Origin of the sequence: Streptomyces sp. NBC_00019 (assembly GCF_045041015.1) — a bacterium.
Lineage (GTDB): Bacteria > Actinomycetota > Actinomycetes > Streptomycetales > Streptomycetaceae > Streptomyces.
On sequence record NZ_CP108302.1, the window covers coordinates 2206806 to 2223702 of the forward strand.

Genomic DNA, 16897 nt, shown 5'->3' on the forward strand with positions numbered 1-16897 from the left:
GTCCCATGTCCACCGGAATGCGATGCCCGGGCAGATCATCCAGGCAGGTCAGAGGCGCGTTAGGAGGATCCTCCGAGCGCGAGCGTCACCGTGAGCGCGGACGCCTGCGAGAACACCTCACGGGCGGTCGCCCACTCGCCCGGCCGCGCCTCGGCGTACCGCTCCCAGTTCCGTACGACGACGAATCTGTCCCCGACGGTGTCCTCGGGCCACAGTCCCGGGTCGGAGAGGACGTCGGCCAGCGCGTCCCAGTTGCGCCCGAAGTAGTCCGGCAACCGCAGGTCCCGGACACAGCGCTCCATCAGGCTCGCCTTGTCCGTGACCCCGTCGAGGTCCAGCGTGGCCACGACCGCCGTCATCTCAGTACCGCCCTGAACGAGTCGTAGTGATCATCGGTGTAGTAGATCTCGTCGCCCTGCCCGGTGACAATGCGCCGGGCCCCGCGATCGCGCGAGCCCGGCGTGGGGACGGTGTATTCGTGGTAGTAACCGCGCTTGTGGGCGGGCAGCCGCCGCTCGAAGTTCCCGAAGACACTGCCGTCCTTCTCGTACGGGAAGGGGCCACCGGCATCGATGAGGTCGAGCGTCCGGCGGGCCTGGGCGGGCAGCCGCGACTCCTGGACGGTGGCCATGCCCTCGGCCCACGACGGAGTGGCCTCACCGGCCTCGCTCGACGCACACCCCGTGAGCAGGACGACGAGGAGACAGGCCAGCACCCGGGGGACGAACCGCAGCAGCATGCTGTCCACGCTGCCACGGCCGCCCCCTCATGACCTTCGGTCAGGGGCCGTCCGGGTCAGAGCGGTTCAGCGCCGGCTTCGGCGTCTGACCTGCCGTCAGCAGCACGTCCGCCGCCGAGGTGTCCGTCACCAGGCTGGTGACGAGCCCGGACCGCAGCACGGCGTCGATCGCCATCGCCTTGCGCGCCCCGCCCGCGATCGCGACGACCTCGGGGATACGGCGGAGCTGGTCCGCCTTGACCGTGATGCACCGCTCGCCCAGATCCCGGCCCACCCGGCGCCCGTCGGCGTCGAAGAGGTGCGCGGAGGTCTCCGCGGCGACGCCGAGGGTCGAGTAGTGCGCCCGCTCCTCCTCGCTGAGCATGTCGTACACCGTGGAGACACCCGGCCCCCAGGAGCCGATGGAGACACAGGCGACCGTGACCTTGTCGAAGTACTCGAAGGCCCGGGCGATCCCCGTCTGGTTGCGCAGCGCCGCCGCGGTGGCCGCGTCCGGCAGCAGCATCGGGGCGTAGATCGGGTGGGCGTCGCCGCCCGAGACCTGCGCGGCCCGCCGTACCGCCTCCACCGAACCGCGCTCGGCGGTCCCGGCGTCGTACACCCCCGTCAGCTGCACCACCGTGCACGGTGGCAGCCGGTCGAGGGCCGCCGCCATGTGAATCGTGGACCGGCCCCAGGCCAGGCCCAGGACGTCGCCCTCGTTGACCAGTTCGCCGAGCAGGTCGGCGGCCGTCTCCCCGAGGTTCTCGGGGTCGGGCGAGTCCTCCGCCTCGGCAGGCGACTCCACCACGACGGCATGCCTGAGTCCGTACCGGGCGCGCAGCGCGTCCGAGCGCTCGGCGTCCAGTTCGGCAGGCACACGGATCTCGATGCGTACGAGATCCCTCTCGAGGGCGGTCTCCAGAACCCGGGCCACCTTGAAGCGGCTCACGCCGAACTCCTCGGCGATCTGGATCTTGGACTTGCCCTCGAGGTAGAAGCGGCGGGCCATGGCCGCCGCCTGCACCAGCTCAGCGGGTCCCATCCGCATGGCTGACCGGCCCGCCGACATACCCGACACGGCCATCTCCTCACTGCTGTTCACACTCTGGATTCGCCGTTCATCCTTGCAGATCCGGCGGACTTGATCAGCCCTGATGGGAGCCGTTCACGTTCCTGTGGCTCAGTGGCCGCATGCCCAGCTCGCCTTGGCGGTCGCCTCCTCGGCTTGGGTGCGCAGTGCACGTACCGCCTCGGCCGGGTCGGATGCGCCGTAGACGGCCGAGCCGGCGACGAACACATCGGCGCCGGCGTCGGCGCACTGCTCGATGGTGGAGGCCGAGACTCCGCCGTCGACCTGGAGCCAGAGTTCGAGGCCGTGCTTGCTGATCAACTCGCGGGTGCGGCGAATCTTCGGGAGCATGATGTCGAGGAACGCCTGTCCCCCGAAGCCCGGCTCGACCGTCATGATCAGGAGCATGTCGAGCTCGGGGAGCAGATCCTCGTACGGCTCGATGGGCGTCGCGGGCCTGAGCGCCATGGAGGCGCGGGCGCCCTTGGCCCGGATCTCGCGGGCGAGCCGGACCGGAGCGGCGGCCGCCTCGACGTGGAAGGTGACGGAACCGGCCCCCGCCTCTACGTACTGGGGCGCCCACCGATCGGGGGCCTCGATCATCAGATGGCAGTCCAGCGGGGTGTCCGTCGCGCGGGCGAGGGACTCTACGACCGGCACACCGAGCGTGAGGTTCGGGACGAAATGGTTGTCCATGACGTCGACGTGGAGCCAGTCGGCTCCCTCCACCGCCTTCGCCTCGTCCGCGAGGCGAGCGAAGTCTGCGGACAGAATGCTGGGGTTGATCTGCGCGGCCATAGCCCAAGCCTGCCATGTCCGGCCATGAATGTTCGCGCCGGTCCAGACCTCAGCCGTTCATCGGATGTTGTTCCGGGACGGTACGTGCCATATTGGGCGGCCGACCGTGAGGCATCGGGGCTGCGGGGGTGGCCATGACCGGGAAGCAAGGCATCGGGCATCTGGTGTGCGGACGGCGCGCCAAGTGGGTCGTCCTGGCGCTGTGGGTCGTCGGGCTGTTCCTGACCGCGCCCTTCGCCCAGAAACTCACCGACGCCCAGGACAACGACGCCGCCTCCTGGCTGCCCGGCTCCGCCGAATCCACCCAAGTCCTCAAGCTCTCCGAGGACTTCAGGCCCGAGCAGATCCCCGCGGTCGTCGTCTACGCCCGTCCCGACGGTCTGACCGCCCAGGACCGGGCGCAGATCGAGGAGGACGCACGGCAGCTCAAGGAACTGCGCGACCACGGCATCCGCGGCGCGGAGACCCGCGGCCCGGTCTTCGACCGTGAGACGGATCCGCGTGCGGCCCAGATCCTCGTACCGATCACGATGGACGAGAAGGGCTGGGAGGAGATCGCCCCCGCGGTCGACGCCATCCGGGACGATGTCGGCGAGGGCGGCGACGGTCTCGCCGTGCACATCACGGGCCCGGGCGGCACCTCCGCCGACTTCTCCGAGGCCTTCGAGGGCATCGACTCGACCCTGCTGGTGTCCGCGATGGGCGTCGTCATCGTGATGCTGCTGATCACCTATCGCAGCCCCAGCCTGCTCCTGGTCCCCCTGCTCTCGGTCATCGCCGCCCTGTTCACCGCGCAGGCCCTCATCTACCTGCTCGCGGAGCACGCGGGCCTGACGGTCAACGGCCAGAGCGCGGGCATCCTCACGGTCCTCGTCTTCGGCGCGGGGACGGACTACGCCCTGTTGCTGGTCGCCCGCTACCGCGAGGAACTGCACCACCACGAGGACCGGCACGAGGCGATGGCCCTGGCCCTGCACCGCGCGGGCCCGGCCGTGGTCGCGTCCGGCGCGACCGTGGTGCTGAGCATGCTGGTGCTGCTGGCCGCGGAGATGAACTCGACGAGCGGCCTCGGCCCGGTGGCGGCGATCGGCGTGGCGGTGGCCCTGCTGGCGATGATGACCCTCTTCCCCGCTCTGCTGGTGATCTGCGGCCGCTGGATCTTCTGGCCCGCGATCCCGCACTTCGGCGACCCCGACCGCATCGAGCGGGGCCTGTGGGCCCGGATGGGCCGCCGTATCGCCCGCCGCCCGCGCATGGTGTGGGCCGCCACCGCACTGATCCTCGCCATCTGCTCGCTGGGCCTGATCCAGCTGCGCGCCGAGGGCATCAGCAACGCGGACGCGTTCACCGGGAAACCGGACTCGATCGTCGGCCAGGAGGTCTCCGCACGCTACTTCCCGGCGGGCAGCGGCGATCCCCTGGTCATCATCAGCAACCAGGCGCAGGCGCAGCAGGTGGGCGAGGCGGTGGCCGCCACCGACGGCGTCGTCCCCGAGTCGCTGGGCCTGCCACCGGGCACGAAACCGTCGTACGAAGGCAAGGTCCTCTTCGAGGCGACCATGACCGACCCGGCCGACAGCGAGGCGGCGAAGCAGACCGTCGAACGGGTCCGGGACGCCGTCCACGAGGTACCCGACGCCGACGCCCAGGTCGGCGGCGGTACGGCCTCCCTGCTCGACATGGACGAGGCGACCACGCACGACAACATGCTGATCATCCCGCTGGTCCTGATCGTCGTCATGCTGATCCTGTGCGCCCTGCTGCGCGCCCTGATCGCACCGCTGCTGCTGATCGGGACGGTGATCCTGTCGTTCGCGGCGGCCCTGGGAATCAGCGCGCTCGCGTTCAGGTATCTGTTCGACTACGCGGGAGAGACGACGGACTTCCCCCTCTTCGTCTTCGTCTTCCTGGTGGCCCTCGGCATCGACTACAACATCTTCCTGACCACCCGCATCCGCGAGGAGGCGGCCCGCCAAGGCACCCGCCCAGGCGTGGTCATGGGCCTGGCGGCGACGGGCGCGGTCATCACGTCCGCGGGCCTGGTCCTGGCCGGCACCTTCGCCGCCCTGGGCACGCTGCCGATGGTCGCCTTCGCCGAGATCGGCTTCGCGGTGGCGCTGGGCGTACTCCTGGACACGTTCATCGTCCGCTCGGTACTGGTGCCGGCCCTGTTCCTGGACGTGGGCCCGAAGATGTGGTGGCCGCACAAGCTGGCGCGGGAGGACGGCACGGCGACCCAGGTCGCTGAACAGCCGACGGCAGGCCAACGCCGCTAGGGGCGCGGGGAACTGCGCGACCAGCCACAACTCACCGGCACTCGCGCCACAACCCGAACCCCTACGGCGAAGAGGCGAGCCTCACCCCGTCCGACGAATCAACGCCAGATACATCGCGTCCGTCCCATGCACATGCGGCCACAACTGCACATCCGGCCCCTCACCGAGCGCCGGCACACCGGGCAGCAACGGCCGCGCGTCGATCAACTCGGCCTCCGGCCACTGCTTGAGCACGTCCTCAACCACCGCCCGCGTCTCGGCAAGATGCGGCGAACAGGTCGCATACCCCACGACCCCGCCCACCCGGACGGAGTCCAGCGCGGTCTTCAGCAGCCCCCGCTGCAACGGCCCGAACCCCTCAAGATCCTCCGGCCGCCTCCGCCACCGCGCCTCGGGCCGCCGCCGCAACGCCCCCAGCCCGGTACACGGCACATCCATCAGCACCCGGTCGAAGCTGCCCGACCGCCACGGCGGCTTGATCCCGTCCGCGGCGATCACCTGATACGGCCCCGGATTCCCGTGCAGCGCCTTCGCCACGAGCCCGGCCCGATGCGGCTGCTTCTCGGAGGCCAGCAACACGGCACCCCGCTCCGCGGCCAGCGCGGCGAGCAGCGCGGCCTTGCCACCGGGCCCCGCACACCCGTCGAGCCACTTCCCGTCCGGCCCCTCCAGAGGCGCGTTGGCGAGCGCCAGGGCCACCAGCTGGCTGCCCTCGTCCTGCACGCCGGCACGGCCTTCCCGTACGGCCTCGATGGCCCCGGGCTCGCCGCCCTCGGCCAGCCGCACGGCGTACGGCGACCAGCGCCCGGCGACGGCGGCCTCCTCCCGCAGCAGTTCGTCGGTGCCGGACCGTCCGGGCCGGGCGACCAGCGTCACCTCGGGCCGCTCGTTGTCCGCCGCCAGCAACTCCTCGATCCCGGCCCGCGGGCCGCCGAGCGAGTCCCACAGCGCCGAGACGACCCAGCGGGGGTGCGAGTGCACGACGGCGAGATGCTCCTCGGGGTCGTCCTCGTACGGCGGAGCCACGCGCGCGATCCATCCGTCCAGATCGTCCTGCGCGACCTTCCGCAGCACGGCGTTCACGAACTTGGCCCGCCCGTCCCCGAGCACCACACGCGCGAGCTCGACGGAGGCGGACACCGCGGCATGCGTGGGGATCCGCGTCCCGAGCAGCTGATGGACCCCGAGGCTCAGCACATCGAGGACCGGCGGGTCGACCTCCCGGAGCGGCCGGTCGACACAGGCGGAGATGACGGCGTCGTACGTCCCCTGGCGCCGGAGCGTCCCGTAGACGAGTTCGGTGGCCAGCGCGGCGTCCCGTCCGTCGAACTTGTCGGGCCCCTCCTTCTCCCGCGCCTTGCGCAGCAGCGGCGGCAGCACGAGGTTGGCGTACGCGTCCCGCTCGTCCACGGCCCGCAGGGCCTCGAAGGCGAGGAAGCGGACGGGGTCCTTCTTGGGCCGACGGTAGGGCTTGCCGGACGGGCGGGGCCCACGGGACTGGTCGCTCACGAAAAAGGTGCTCCGGATGTGTTGGCGGGATACGCACCAAGCGTACGTCCCACCTGTGCGCGCGTTACCCGCCGAGGGGCCCCGCCGTCGGCACCCGTGCTACTCGCCCAGGCTCTCGCTCTCGCCGATCCGCACCCCGCGCGCCCAGTCGGCGGCCCTCATCGGCTTCTTGCCCTGGGCCTGCACCCACAGCAGCTCCACGCCGTGGGAGCCGGTGCCCACGTGGACGTTGTTCTTGCCGACGGCGAGCTGTCCGGGGGCGAGGTCGGTGCGCTCGGGCGCGGGCTGCACCTGGATGAGCTTGAGCCGCTCACCGCGGAAGACCGTCCAGGCGCCGGGCGCGGGCGTGCAGCCGCGCACCACCCGGTCGACCCGGAGAGCCGGGGTGCGCCAGTCGACCTGTGCGTCCTCGACGGTGATCTTCGGAGCGAGGGTGATGCCGTCGGCGGGCTGCGGTACGGCCTTCAGGGTGCCGTCCTCGATCCCGTCCATGGTCGCGGCGAGCAGTCCGGAGCCGGCGAAGGCGAGCCGGGTCAGCAGGTCGCCGCTGGTGTCGGTGTGCCGGATCTCCTCGGTCACGGTGCCGTAGACGGGCCCTGAGTCGAGGCCTTCCTCGATGAGGAAGGTGGAGGCCCCGGTGATCTCGTCGCCCGCCATGATGGAGTGCTGCACGGGCGCGGCCCCACGCCAGGCGGGCAGCAGCGAGAAGTGCAGGTTGACCCAGCCGTGGGCAGGGATGTCGAGGGCCACGCGGGGCAGCAGCGCCCCGTAGGCGACGACGGGACAGCAGTCGGGGGCGATCTCCCGCAGCCGCTCCAGAAACTCCGGGTCCCGCGGCTTGAGGGGCTTCAGCACCTCGATGCCCGCCTCCACGGCCCGCTCGGCCACCGGGCTCGCGACGAGCCTGCGCCCACGCCCGGCCGGCGCGTCGGGCCGCGTGACGACGGCGGCCACCTCGTGCCGCCCGGAGGCGATCAGAGCGTCCAGAGCGGGAACGGCGACCTCGGGGGTACCGGCGAAGACGAGCTTCATGGGTGGGTTCGGGCCTCTCGGGCGGGGGTTGTGCGGGCAACGCACAAGTCTATGACCACGGAAAGAAATACCGCCGACGGAGTGGACCGTGTGGGAATCGAGGCGCGAACCCCCCTCCCGGGGCGCACGCATATGCCGCTACGCCCCCACTGCGTGACCAGCGGAGCGTCCACGCGTTGGTCAAGAAAGAGTTGACCACAACGGGCCGCTGTAGCGGCCCGATCCTTTTCATCGCCGGTTCGAGAGGCTTGTTCATGGCCGACCACGCAACCCACGACGCCCAGGCTCGGGCCAGCCTGCACTTGCTGGTGCGGGACATCGAGCGGGTCCGCCGGCAGGTGGACGCACTGCGCACGCTCACCGCCCAGTTGGGGAACGTCTACCGCCCGCGCCGCTCCGGCCCCTCCACGGGCTTCGTCGTCTACGGACGCGCCCCCGCGCCGACGGTCCGTCTCGCGCAGGAGCTGCGGGACAGCGTCGAGACCCTGGTGACGGCCGCGGTCGACTTCGACCGCTCGCTCGGCTTCTCGTGGGACGCGGTGGGCTCCGCGCTCGGGGTCACCAAGCAGGCGGTCCACCGTCGCTACGGCGCACGCCGTGCCGTGACCCAGGCGGCCGCCGAGGCCGAGCGCACCGCCGAAGCGCCGAGCACCCACACGGTCAGCGTCAACACCGGTATCCCCTCGGTACCGACGGTCCCCGCGGCCCGCTCCATGCCGACCCAGCCGACGGCGGGCAGCCCGGCCCTACGCGAAGAGGTACGCCCCACCGCCTTCCCCGGCCCGCGCAACGGCTGACCGATCCCACCTCATGCCCTCCCGGGACCCCTGGGAGGGCATCCGCATGCGCATGCGCCCGACTACAGCCACCGTCGGCCGCCGACGGCGCTCAGCCCCCCACAGGGGGGCCACCCGCACCGGACAACGAACCCGTCACCCGATATCAGGCGGATCGATCCGCACCCGCACCACCGGCTCACCACTCCCCCGAGCCATCCGCGCGGCCTGCGCAGCCTTGAGCGCGGACGCAAGCACCGCCCCCTTCCCCGGCGGCACCCGGATCAACACCCGCTCCCACTGCTCCCCCGGCGGCGGCGCCCCCACCCGCCGCGGCCCCTGCACACCCGTGACAGCCATCGGCACCGGCCCCAACACCTCCGACTCCCCCGGCAGTTCCACAGCCCCGAGAAACGCCGCGACGGCCTCCCCCACCCCCGACACGGCCGCCATCCGCGACACCGGCGGAAACCCCAACTCGGCCCGCTCGGAAAGCTCCCGCACCGCATGCCCCACGGGATCCCACCGCACCAACGCCTGCACGGGCCGCAACGTCGGCTCGGCAACGACGACCACGGTGCCTCCTGCCCCCTGCGGCCGCACGAGCGCCGCTGCGGCGATCCACCTGCGCAACGCATCCTCACCGGCACGCAGGTCGGGCCGCCCGAGCATGGCCCAGCCGTCCAGCAACAGCGCGGCCGCATACCCGCCCTCGGCCACCGGCTCGGCCCCCGGCGTGCTCACGACGAGCGCGGGCGCCCCCGGCACGGTGTCCAGCACATGCTCCCGCCCGGAGGTCCGCACCGGGACGGCAGGAAACGCCCGCCCCAACTCCTCCGCGGTCCGCCGGGCACCCACGACCTGGGCCCGCAGCCGAAAGCCGCCACACTCCGGACAGTGCCAGGCGCCGTCCTCACGCGCACACCACCCGCACCGCAGGGCATCCACACCCTCCTGGGCCTCCAGCGGTCCGGAACAGTGCCGACACCGCGCGGGCGCCCGGCAGTTGGCACACGCCATCCGAGGCACATAGCCGCGGCGCGGAACCTGCACGAGCACGGGTCCCTGCTTCAGCCCCTCCCTGACGGCCTGCCAGGCAAGGGTCGGCAGCCGAGCGGCCCGCGCGGCCTCGTCCCTGGCCAGATCCCCGTCCCCCACGGTCCGTACGAGCGGCGCGGCACCCCGCACCTGCTCACGCGCGGCGACGATCGGCCCCGCCCACCCGCTCTCGACGAGTTGCGCGGCCTCCACGGTGCAACTCCAGCTCCCCAGCAGGAAGCCGCACTTGTCCTGGGCGGCCCGCAGCAACAGCACCTCACGGGCATGCGGCTGCGGCGCGTGCGGCTCGCTGTGGCTGTCGTCCCCGTCGTCCCAGATGGCGACCAGCCCGAGATCCCGTACGGGCGCGAACATGGCCGCCCGAGTCCCCACCACGGCCCGCACGGCCCCCCGCCGCACGGCCAGCCACTCCCGATACCGCTTCTCCGGCCCCGCGTCGGCGGTGAGCACGGCATGCCGCCCCTCCCCCAGCAAGGAGGTCAGCGCGGCATCGACCCGCGTGACGGCCCGCCCGTCCGGCACCACGACCAGCGCCCCGCGACCGGAGGCCAGCGTGGCGGCGACGGCCCGAGCCAGTTCGTCACACCACTCGGGCCCGGGCAACGCGTTCCAGACGGCCCTCGGCGCCCCACCCGAGGCGAGCGCCTCAAGAAAGCCGGCCCCCCGCTCGTACCGGCTCCAGGACCCGGCCTCAGGCACCCCGGGCGGCGGAAGCGGCTCCGTCGAAGCCCGCTGCTCGGCCCGGGCACTCCGCGGCGGCACGGCAAGCTGCAGCACATCGGCAAGGCTCCCGGCATACCGGTCGGCCACAGCCCGGGTGAGCGCCAACAGCTCCTGGCCGAGCACCGGTTCGGGCGACACGACCTGGGCCAGCGCGGCCAGCGGCCCGGAGTAGTCGGACTCGGCCAGCCGCTCGACGAGAAACCCGTCGATCAGCCCGCCACCCTCACGCCGCCCGTCCCGCACCCGACCACGCCCGGCGCCGAAGCGCACCCGAACCCGCACCCCGGGCTGAGCCTCGGCATCGAGCTCCTCGGGCACGGCGTAGTCGAAGTACCGATCAAGGTGCAGCACGCCCTTGTCCACGAGCACCCGCGCGACGGGCAACTCCTTGGCCAGCGCAGCCCCCCGCCAGGTCCGCGGCTTCGCCCGCGGCACCTTCGCCTTCCGCACACTCTCCCGAATGAACGCAAGCTGCTCGGGCGGCGCCCCCTCGCCCCCACCACCGACCTGCTCATCCTCGCTGCTCACCCTTGCATTCTTACCAAACCCCACTGACATCCGAAGCCGCCCGAACGCACCGAAGCCCGGCATCCCCCAAGGGACGCCGGGCTTCGGAAAGAACCGTGGAGCCTGGCCTTACAACCCCGCCGCCCTGCGCAGCGCGTCCACGCGGTCCGTGCGCTCCCACGTGAAGTCGGGCAGCTCACGGCCGAAGTGGCCGTACGCGGCGGTCTGGGCGTAGATCGGGCGCAGCAGGTCGAGGTCGCGGATGATCGCGGCCGGGCGGAGGTCGAAGACCTCGTCGATGGCCTTCTCGATCTTCTCAGCGTCGACCTTGGCGGTGCCGAAGGTCTCGACGAACAGGCCGACGGGCTCGGCCTTGCCGATCGCGTACGCGACCTGCACCTCGCAGCGGGAGGCAAGGCCCGCGGCGACGACGTTCTTGGCGACCCAGCGCATCGCGTACGCGGCCGAACGGTCCACCTTGGACGGGTCCTTGCCCGAGAAGGCGCCGCCACCGTGGCGGGCCATGCCGCCGTACGTGTCGATGATGATCTTGCGGCCGGTCAGACCCGCGTCACCCATCGGGCCGCCGATCTCGAAGCGGCCGGTCGGGTTGACCAGGAGGCGGTAGCCCTCGGTCTCCAGCTTGATGCCCTCGTCGAGGAGCGCCTTCAGCTCCGGCTCCACGACGAACTCGCGGATGTCGGGGGCGAGCAGCGACTCGAGGTCGATGTCGGAGGCGTGCTGCGACGAGACCACGACGGTGTCGAGACGGACGGCCTTGTCGCCGTCGTACTCGATGGTGACCTGGGTCTTGCCGTCGGGGCGCAGGTAGGGGATCGTCCCGTTCTTGCGGACCTCGGACAGGCGGCTCGACAGTCGGTGCGCCAGGAAGATCGGCAGCGGCATCAGCGTCGGCGTCTCGTCCGTCGCGTAGCCGAACATCAGGCCCTGGTCGCCGGCGCCCTGCTTGTCGAGCTCGTCCTCGTCGCCCTCGACCCGCTTCTCGTAGGCGGTGTCGACACCCTGCGCGATGTCCGGGGACTGCGAGCCGATGGACACCGAGACGCCGCAGGAGGCGCCGTCGAAGCCCTTCTTCGAGGAGTCGTAACCGATCGCGAGGATCTTGTCCCGTACGAGCTGGGGGATCGGGGCGTAGGCCTTGGTGGTGACCTCACCGGCCACGTGCACCAGGCCGGTCGTGATCAGGGTCTCGACCGCGACCCGGGACGTCGGGTCCTCGCGCAGGAGCGCGTCGAGAATGGTGTCGCTGATCTGGTCAGCGATCTTGTCGGGGTGACCCTCGGTCACAGACTCCGAGGTGAACAGACGACGGGACACAACGCTCCCTGGGGTTGCAGCGGCTGCTGGCTGATCATGGGCGGACGGGCTCGGGGGCTGCGCCCGGCATCGTCCGAGAACAGTTTATCGGTCGTGCTCCGTCACAGGCTCACCCGTCTCGCTGGTCGGGAGCCCTGTGACCTGCGGCACGGGCATTCTGCCCAATCCCGAGCGGGCTTGGCCAGGCCCGCCACGCCTCTATTACCGAGGTGACAGAGCGCAGTGAAGCGAATGAAACATTCACTTCATGCGCCGAGCCACCAGGTCCCACACGATTTCGGCCAATGCTTCCTTCGGTCCGTGCGGGACCGGCGTCTCGGTGCCGTCGGCCCCCAGCACCACCGCCTCGTTCTCCTCCGCCCCGAAAGTCTTACGCTCCCCCACCTCGTTGACGACGAGGAGGTCGCAGCCCTTCCGGGCGAGCTTCGTACGGCCGTTGGCCAGCACGTCGTCCGTCTCGGCGGCGAACCCGACGACCACCTGCCCGAGGCGGGCCCGGTCGGCCGAGATCTCCGCCAGGATGTCCGGATTCCGCACCAGAACGATGGGTTCCGGATCCTGGCCGTCCTTCTTCTTGATCTTCCCGGCGGCGTATGTCTCCGGCCGGAAGTCCGCGACCGCGGCGGCCATGACGACCGCGTCGGCGTCCTCGGCCGCCTTCAGGACGGCTTCACGCAGTTGTACGGCCGTGCCGACCGGGACGATGTCCACCCCCGCCGGGTCCGGCAGCCCGGTGTTCGCGGCGATGAGCGTGACGCGGGCGCCGCGGGCGGCGGCGGTGCGGGCGAGGGCGTAGCCCTGCTTGCCGGAGGAGCGGTTGCCGAGGAAGCGGACCGGGTCGAGGGGCTCACGGGTGCCGCCGGCGCTGACGACGACGTGCCGTCCCTTCAGGTCCGGCTCGGTGACGCCCCGGGCGAGGACGCGGCGGCAGACCTCGAAGATCTCCCCCGGGTCGGGCAGCCGGCCCTTGCCGGTGTCGACGCCGGTGAGGCGCCCGACGGCCGGCTCGATGACGACCGCGCCCCGGCGGCGCAGCGTCGCCACGTTCTCCTGGGTGGCCGGGTGCTCCCACATCTCGGTGTGCATCGCGGGGGCGAAGACGACCGGACAGCGGGCGGTCAGCAGCGTGTTGGTGAGCAGGTCGTCCGCGAGGCCGTGGGCCGCCTTCGCGAGCATGTCGGCCGTGGCCGGGGCGACGATCACCAGGTCGGCGTGCTGCCCGATGCGGACGTGCGGCACCTCGTGGACGTCGTCCCACACCTCGGTCGAGACGGGATTGCCGGAGAGGGCCGACCAGGTGGCGGCACCGACGAAGTGCAGCGCGGAGGCGGTGGGCACCACGCGTACGTCGTGGCCCGACTCCGTCAGTCTGCGCAGCAGCTCACAGGCCTTGTAGGCGGCGATGCCACCGCTGACCCCCAGCACGACCCTCGGCTTGTCCACCAGGTCTCCCATCCCTCGAACCGACGACTCCATGACACACCACAGGCCCGACAGTCGCGCTGCCGGGCCTGTGGACAAGCCAGCTCAAAGCCGAAAATGCTGGATTACTGCGCGGGGCCCTCGATGGCCTCGGACGTCAGCAGACCCGCGTTGATCTCGCGGAGCGCGATCGAGAGCGGCTTCTCGTGCACGTGGGTGTCGACGAGCGGACCGACGTACTCGAGGAGGCCCTCGCCGAGCTGCGAGTAGTACGCGTTGATCTGGCGCGCACGCTTGGCCGCGTAGATCACGAGGCTGTACTTCGAGTCGGTGGCCTCGAGAAGCTCGTCGATCGGAGGGTTGATGATGCCCTCGGGCGCGGTGATGGAAGAGGACACGCTCTGCCTTCCGATGGGTGGGAAAGAATCAGTGTGAACGATCAAGCCTCAACGATCAGGCACGATCACACAACTTCCATCAAGGCTAGCAGCTCACGCGCCACGTCCTCGACGGAGGTGTTGACCAAGGTCACATCGAACTCGGGCTCGGCCGCCAGCTCGACCTTCGCCGCCTCAAGACGGCGTTCGATCACTGCGGGCGGCTCGGTGCCACGTCCCGTGAGCCTGCGCACGAGCTCCTCCCAGGAGGGAGGAGCCAGGAACACCAGCTGGGCCTCCGACATGGACTCGCGGACCTGCCGGGCGCCCTGGAGATCGATCTCCAGAAGAACCGGCTCGCCCGCTTCCAGCCGCTCCAGCACCGCGTTGCGCGGGGTGCCGTAGCGATTGCCGGCGAACTCGGCCCACTCCAGCAGCTCACTGTTGGCGATCAGCTTGTCCATCTCCTCGTCATTGACGAAGAAGTAGTGGACACCGTGCTTCTCGCCGGGGCGGGGCTTGCGGGTCGTCGCCGACACCGAGAGCCAGACCTCGGGGTGTTCCTTGCGCATATGGGCGACGACCGTGCTCTTGCCGACCCCTGAGGGGCCGGAGAGCACGGTCAGCCGCGGACGTTCACTCATGCAGCGATTATTCCAGCAATCCCGGAGTGCCCGGGACTCCCGGTCCGGACTGTGCCGGACTCAGGAACCGGTGCTGCCGAACTCACGCTCCAGAGAAGCGATCTGGTTCGAACCGAGACCACGCACACGGCGGCTCTCGGAGATGCCCAGACGCTCCATGATCTGCTTGGCGCGGACCTTGCCCACGCCGGGTAGCGACTCGAGCAGGGCGGAGACCTTCATCTTGCCGATGACGTCGTTCTCCTGGCCTTGCTTGATGACCTCGTGAAGAGAGGCGCCGGAGTGCTTGAGTCGATTCTTGACCTCGGCCCGCTCCCGGCGAGCCGCGGCGGCCTTTTCGAGCGCGGCTGCGCGCTGTTCAGGGGTAAGGGGCGGAAGAGCCACGCCTACGTCACCTCGGATGTTGAACTGTCGGATACGGACCGGTGAGGAACCTAGTCGCCCCACACCTGGGGAGCCACGAGCAACACGCTTGCCCGTTCACTCTGCGTCGGAGACTAGCGGCCAACTCCGCCAGAGTCAGCGAGAACAGCGGAAAAGTCCTGGTCAGCCTCCGTCAGGCCGGACATTTAAGGCATACTGCCCTGGATTTGAGAATGTATTCAGCCTCAAGTCGTCCTGGAAACACTCATCGGAGGTCTCGCACGAGCGTCTCGAACGCCTCGGACGACCGTCATACGACCGCCATGGCGCCGTCGGTCTCACGCCACGGCGGCCCTGGTCTCCTCCGCGAACCGCTCCGCGGCCGCCCGCAGCGCGCCGACGTCGGGACCGTGCCGCAGGACCCCCCGGCTGACGTTGGGGACGACATTGCGCACCACGGAGCCGAACACCTTCGGCAGGTCGGCCGGAGTGGCCCCCTGGGCGCCGATGCCGGGCGCGAGGAGCGGACCGTTGATGTCCAGGTCGTAGGACGACAGATCGCCCAGCGTGGCACCCACGACGGCGCCGAAGGACCCCAGGGGCTCCTCCCCCGTGTTCTCGGCCGCCAGATGCGCCAGCATCGTCGCACCGACGTCACGGCCGTCCGCGCGGATCGCGTGCTGCACCTCGCCGCCCTCAGGGTTGGACGTCAGCGCCAGCACGAACAGGCCGGCGCCGCTCTCCCGCGCCAGCGCGACCGCCGGCGAGAGCGAGCCGTAGCCGAGGTACGGCGAGACCGTGAGCGCGTCGGAGAACAGCGGGGAGTCCTTGTGCAGGAAGGCCTCGGCGTACGCGGCCATGGTCGAGCCGATGTCGCCGCGCTTGGCGTCCATGACGACCAGAGCGCCGGCGGCCCGCGCCTCCTCGACCGACTTCTCCAGGACGGCGACACCGCGCGACCCGAAGCGCTCGAAGAACGCGCTCTGCGGCTTGAGGACAGCGACCCGGTCGGCCACGGCCTCGACGACCGTGCGGCTGAACCGCTCCAGTCCGGCCACGTCGTCGTTCAGACCCCACTCGCTGAGCAGGGACGCGTGCGGGTCGATGCCAACGCACAGCGGGCCGCGCTCGTCCATGACGTGACGAAGACGTGCGCCGAAGGGTGCGAGAGAGCTCATGCCGGCTTCCTTACGTCGGCGCCGACCGCGTCGGCGAGAGTGGCGTACGGGCTCGTACGGAGGCGGGCGGCGAGCCCCTTGTGGATCGCTCGGGCCCAGAAGGGCCCCTCGTAGACGAACGCGCTGTAGCCCTGGACGAGCGTGGCACCGGCGAGAATGCGCTGCCAGGCGTCCTCGGCGTCCTCGATGCCGCCGACGCCCACGAGGGTGATGCGGTCGCCCACGCGCGCGTAGAGGCGCCTGAGGACCTCCAGGGAGCGCGCCTTCAGCGGGGCGCCGGACAGGCCTCCGGTCTCCTTCACCAGTGAGGGTTCGGATTTCAGGCCGAGCCCCTCGCGCGCGATGGTGGTGTTCGTGGCGATGATCCCGTCCAGGCCGAGCTCCACGGCCAGGTCCGCGACGGCGTCGACGTCATCGTCGGCGAGGTCCGGCGCGATCTTCACCAGGAGCGGGACGCGGCGGCCGGTGACCGTACGGTCGGCGGCCTCGCGCACGGCGCTCAGGAGCGGCCGCAGCGCCTCGGTGGCCTGCAGATTGCGCAGCCCGGGCGTGTTCGGCGACGACACGTTCACGACCAGGTAGTCGGCGTACGGCGCGAGCCGCTCGGTCGACTTCACGTAGTCGGCGGTGGCCTCGGCCTCCGGTACGACCTTGGTCTTGCCGATGTTGACGCCCACGACGGTCCTGAAGACGGGCGTACGGGAGGCCAGGCGGGCCGCCACGGCCAGCGAGCCCTCGTTGTTGAAGCCCATGCGGTTGATCAGCGCGCGGTCCTTCACGAGCCGGAACAGCCGCTGCTTGGGGTTGCCGGGCTGCGGCTCCCCGGTGACCGTGCCGATCTCGACATGGTCGAAGCCGAGCATCGACATGCCGTCGACGGCGACCGCGTTCTTGTCGAAGCCGGCGGCGAGCCCGAAGGGGCCGTGCATGCGCAGTCCGAAGGCCTCGGTGCGCAGCTCCTCGTGGCGGGGGGCGAGCGCGGCGGCGACGAAGGTGCGGAGCACCGGGACGCGGACGGCGAGGCGGATCCAGCGGAAGGCGAGGTAGTGGGCCTTCTCGGGGTCCATGCGTTTGAAGACGAGCTGGAAGAAGATCTTGTACATGG

General features: G+C 70.9%; 16 protein-coding genes. 2 read left to right on the plus strand and 14 right to left on the minus strand.

What is annotated here, in order from left to right; translation table 11 throughout:
- Nucleotides 1–59: 59 nt before the first annotated feature.
- The 4 genes from OHU89_RS10600 to rpe all read right to left on the minus strand — a co-directional run bounded on the left by OHU89_RS10600 (nt 60) and on the right by rpe (nt 2588).
- Nucleotides 60–359 (minus strand): barstar family protein, encoded by a 300-nt coding sequence (locus OHU89_RS10600; RefSeq protein ID WP_046260036.1) that lies wholly within the window; start codon nt 357–359, stop codon nt 60–62.
- Nucleotides 356–739 carry a ribonuclease domain-containing protein gene (locus OHU89_RS10605; RefSeq protein WP_405654416.1) on the minus strand — a complete coding sequence of 128 codons (384 nt, stop codon included), beginning with the start codon at nt 737–739 and terminating at the stop codon, nt 356–358. Before OHU89_RS10605 ends, OHU89_RS10600 begins: the two co-directional genes overlap by 4 nt.
- 40 nt (nt 740–779) lie before the next feature.
- Nucleotides 780–1823 (minus strand): sugar-binding transcriptional regulator, encoded by a 1044-nt coding sequence (locus tag OHU89_RS10610; protein WP_266895071.1) that lies wholly within the window; start codon nt 1821–1823, stop codon nt 780–782.
- A 78-nt stretch (nt 1824–1901) separates the two neighbouring features.
- Nucleotides 1902–2588, minus strand: coding sequence for a ribulose-phosphate 3-epimerase (gene rpe / locus OHU89_RS10615; RefSeq protein WP_405641940.1), 687 nt, complete (start codon nt 2586–2588; stop codon nt 1902–1904).
- Nucleotides 2589–2722: 134 nt separating this feature from the next.
- Here rpe and OHU89_RS10620 point away from each other — a divergent pair, with 134 nt between their 5' ends.
- Entirely contained in the window at nt 2723–4864 is a 2142-nt protein-coding gene (locus tag OHU89_RS10620; RefSeq protein ID WP_405641941.1) for an MMPL family transporter, read from the plus strand.
- Between the two features lie 81 nt (nt 4865–4945).
- Here the strand turns inward: OHU89_RS10620 and OHU89_RS10625 are convergent, their stop codons facing one another.
- The gene (locus OHU89_RS10625) at nt 4946–6373 is read right to left on the minus strand and encodes an RsmB/NOP family class I SAM-dependent RNA methyltransferase (protein WP_405641943.1); all 1428 of its coding nucleotides are present in this window, start codon (nt 6371–6373) and stop codon (nt 4946–4948) included.
- A 99-nt stretch (nt 6374–6472) separates the two neighbouring features.
- Nucleotides 6473–7405, minus strand: a complete 933-nt coding sequence (gene fmt / locus OHU89_RS10630; protein ID WP_266895063.1) for a methionyl-tRNA formyltransferase — start codon at nt 7403–7405, stop codon at nt 6473–6475.
- Between the two features lie 254 nt (nt 7406–7659).
- Between fmt and OHU89_RS10635 the strand changes: the two genes are divergently transcribed.
- Nucleotides 7660–8202 carry a hypothetical protein gene (locus OHU89_RS10635; RefSeq protein ID WP_266895061.1) on the plus strand — a complete coding sequence of 181 codons (543 nt, stop codon included), beginning with the start codon at nt 7660–7662 and terminating at the stop codon, nt 8200–8202.
- A 135-nt stretch (nt 8203–8337) separates the two neighbouring features.
- Here OHU89_RS10635 and OHU89_RS10640 read toward each other — a convergent pair whose 3' ends face one another.
- The 8 genes from OHU89_RS10640 to OHU89_RS10675 all read right to left on the minus strand — a co-directional run bounded on the left by OHU89_RS10640 (nt 8338) and on the right by OHU89_RS10675 (nt 16895).
- Nucleotides 8338–10491 carry a primosomal protein N' gene (locus OHU89_RS10640; protein ID WP_405641945.1) on the minus strand — a complete coding sequence of 718 codons (2154 nt, stop codon included), beginning with the start codon at nt 10489–10491 and terminating at the stop codon, nt 8338–8340.
- A 108-nt stretch (nt 10492–10599) separates the two neighbouring features.
- On the minus strand, nt 10600–11808 hold the full coding sequence (gene metK, locus OHU89_RS10645) for a methionine adenosyltransferase (protein WP_266895057.1): 1209 nt from the start codon (nt 11806–11808) through the stop codon (nt 10600–10602).
- A gap of 240 nt (nt 11809–12048) precedes the next feature.
- Nucleotides 12049–13251, minus strand: coding sequence for a bifunctional phosphopantothenoylcysteine decarboxylase/phosphopantothenate--cysteine ligase CoaBC (gene coaBC, locus OHU89_RS10650; RefSeq protein ID WP_405641948.1), 1203 nt, complete (start codon nt 13249–13251; stop codon nt 12049–12051).
- A gap of 104 nt (nt 13252–13355) precedes the next feature.
- Nucleotides 13356–13628 carry a DNA-directed RNA polymerase subunit omega gene (rpoZ, locus tag OHU89_RS10655; RefSeq protein WP_005319902.1) on the minus strand — a complete coding sequence of 91 codons (273 nt, stop codon included), beginning with the start codon at nt 13626–13628 and terminating at the stop codon, nt 13356–13358.
- A 65-nt stretch (nt 13629–13693) separates the two neighbouring features.
- Nucleotides 13694–14251: a guanylate kinase gene (gmk, locus tag OHU89_RS10660; RefSeq protein WP_405641950.1), complete on the minus strand. Its 558-nt coding sequence runs from the start codon at nt 14249–14251 to the stop codon at nt 13694–13696.
- Nucleotides 14252–14311: 60 nt separating this feature from the next.
- The gene (locus tag OHU89_RS10665) at nt 14312–14635 is read right to left on the minus strand and encodes an integration host factor (RefSeq protein WP_003977346.1); all 324 of its coding nucleotides are present in this window, start codon (nt 14633–14635) and stop codon (nt 14312–14314) included.
- Nucleotides 14636–14952: 317 nt separating this feature from the next.
- Nucleotides 14953–15792 carry an orotidine-5'-phosphate decarboxylase gene (pyrF, locus tag OHU89_RS10670; protein WP_405641952.1) on the minus strand — a complete coding sequence of 280 codons (840 nt, stop codon included), beginning with the start codon at nt 15790–15792 and terminating at the stop codon, nt 14953–14955.
- Entirely contained in the window at nt 15789–16895 is a 1107-nt protein-coding gene (locus OHU89_RS10675; protein ID WP_405641954.1) for a quinone-dependent dihydroorotate dehydrogenase, read from the minus strand. The genes pyrF and OHU89_RS10675 overlap by 4 nt, the downstream gene beginning before the upstream one ends.
- Between the last annotated feature and the right edge of the window lie 2 nt (nt 16896–16897).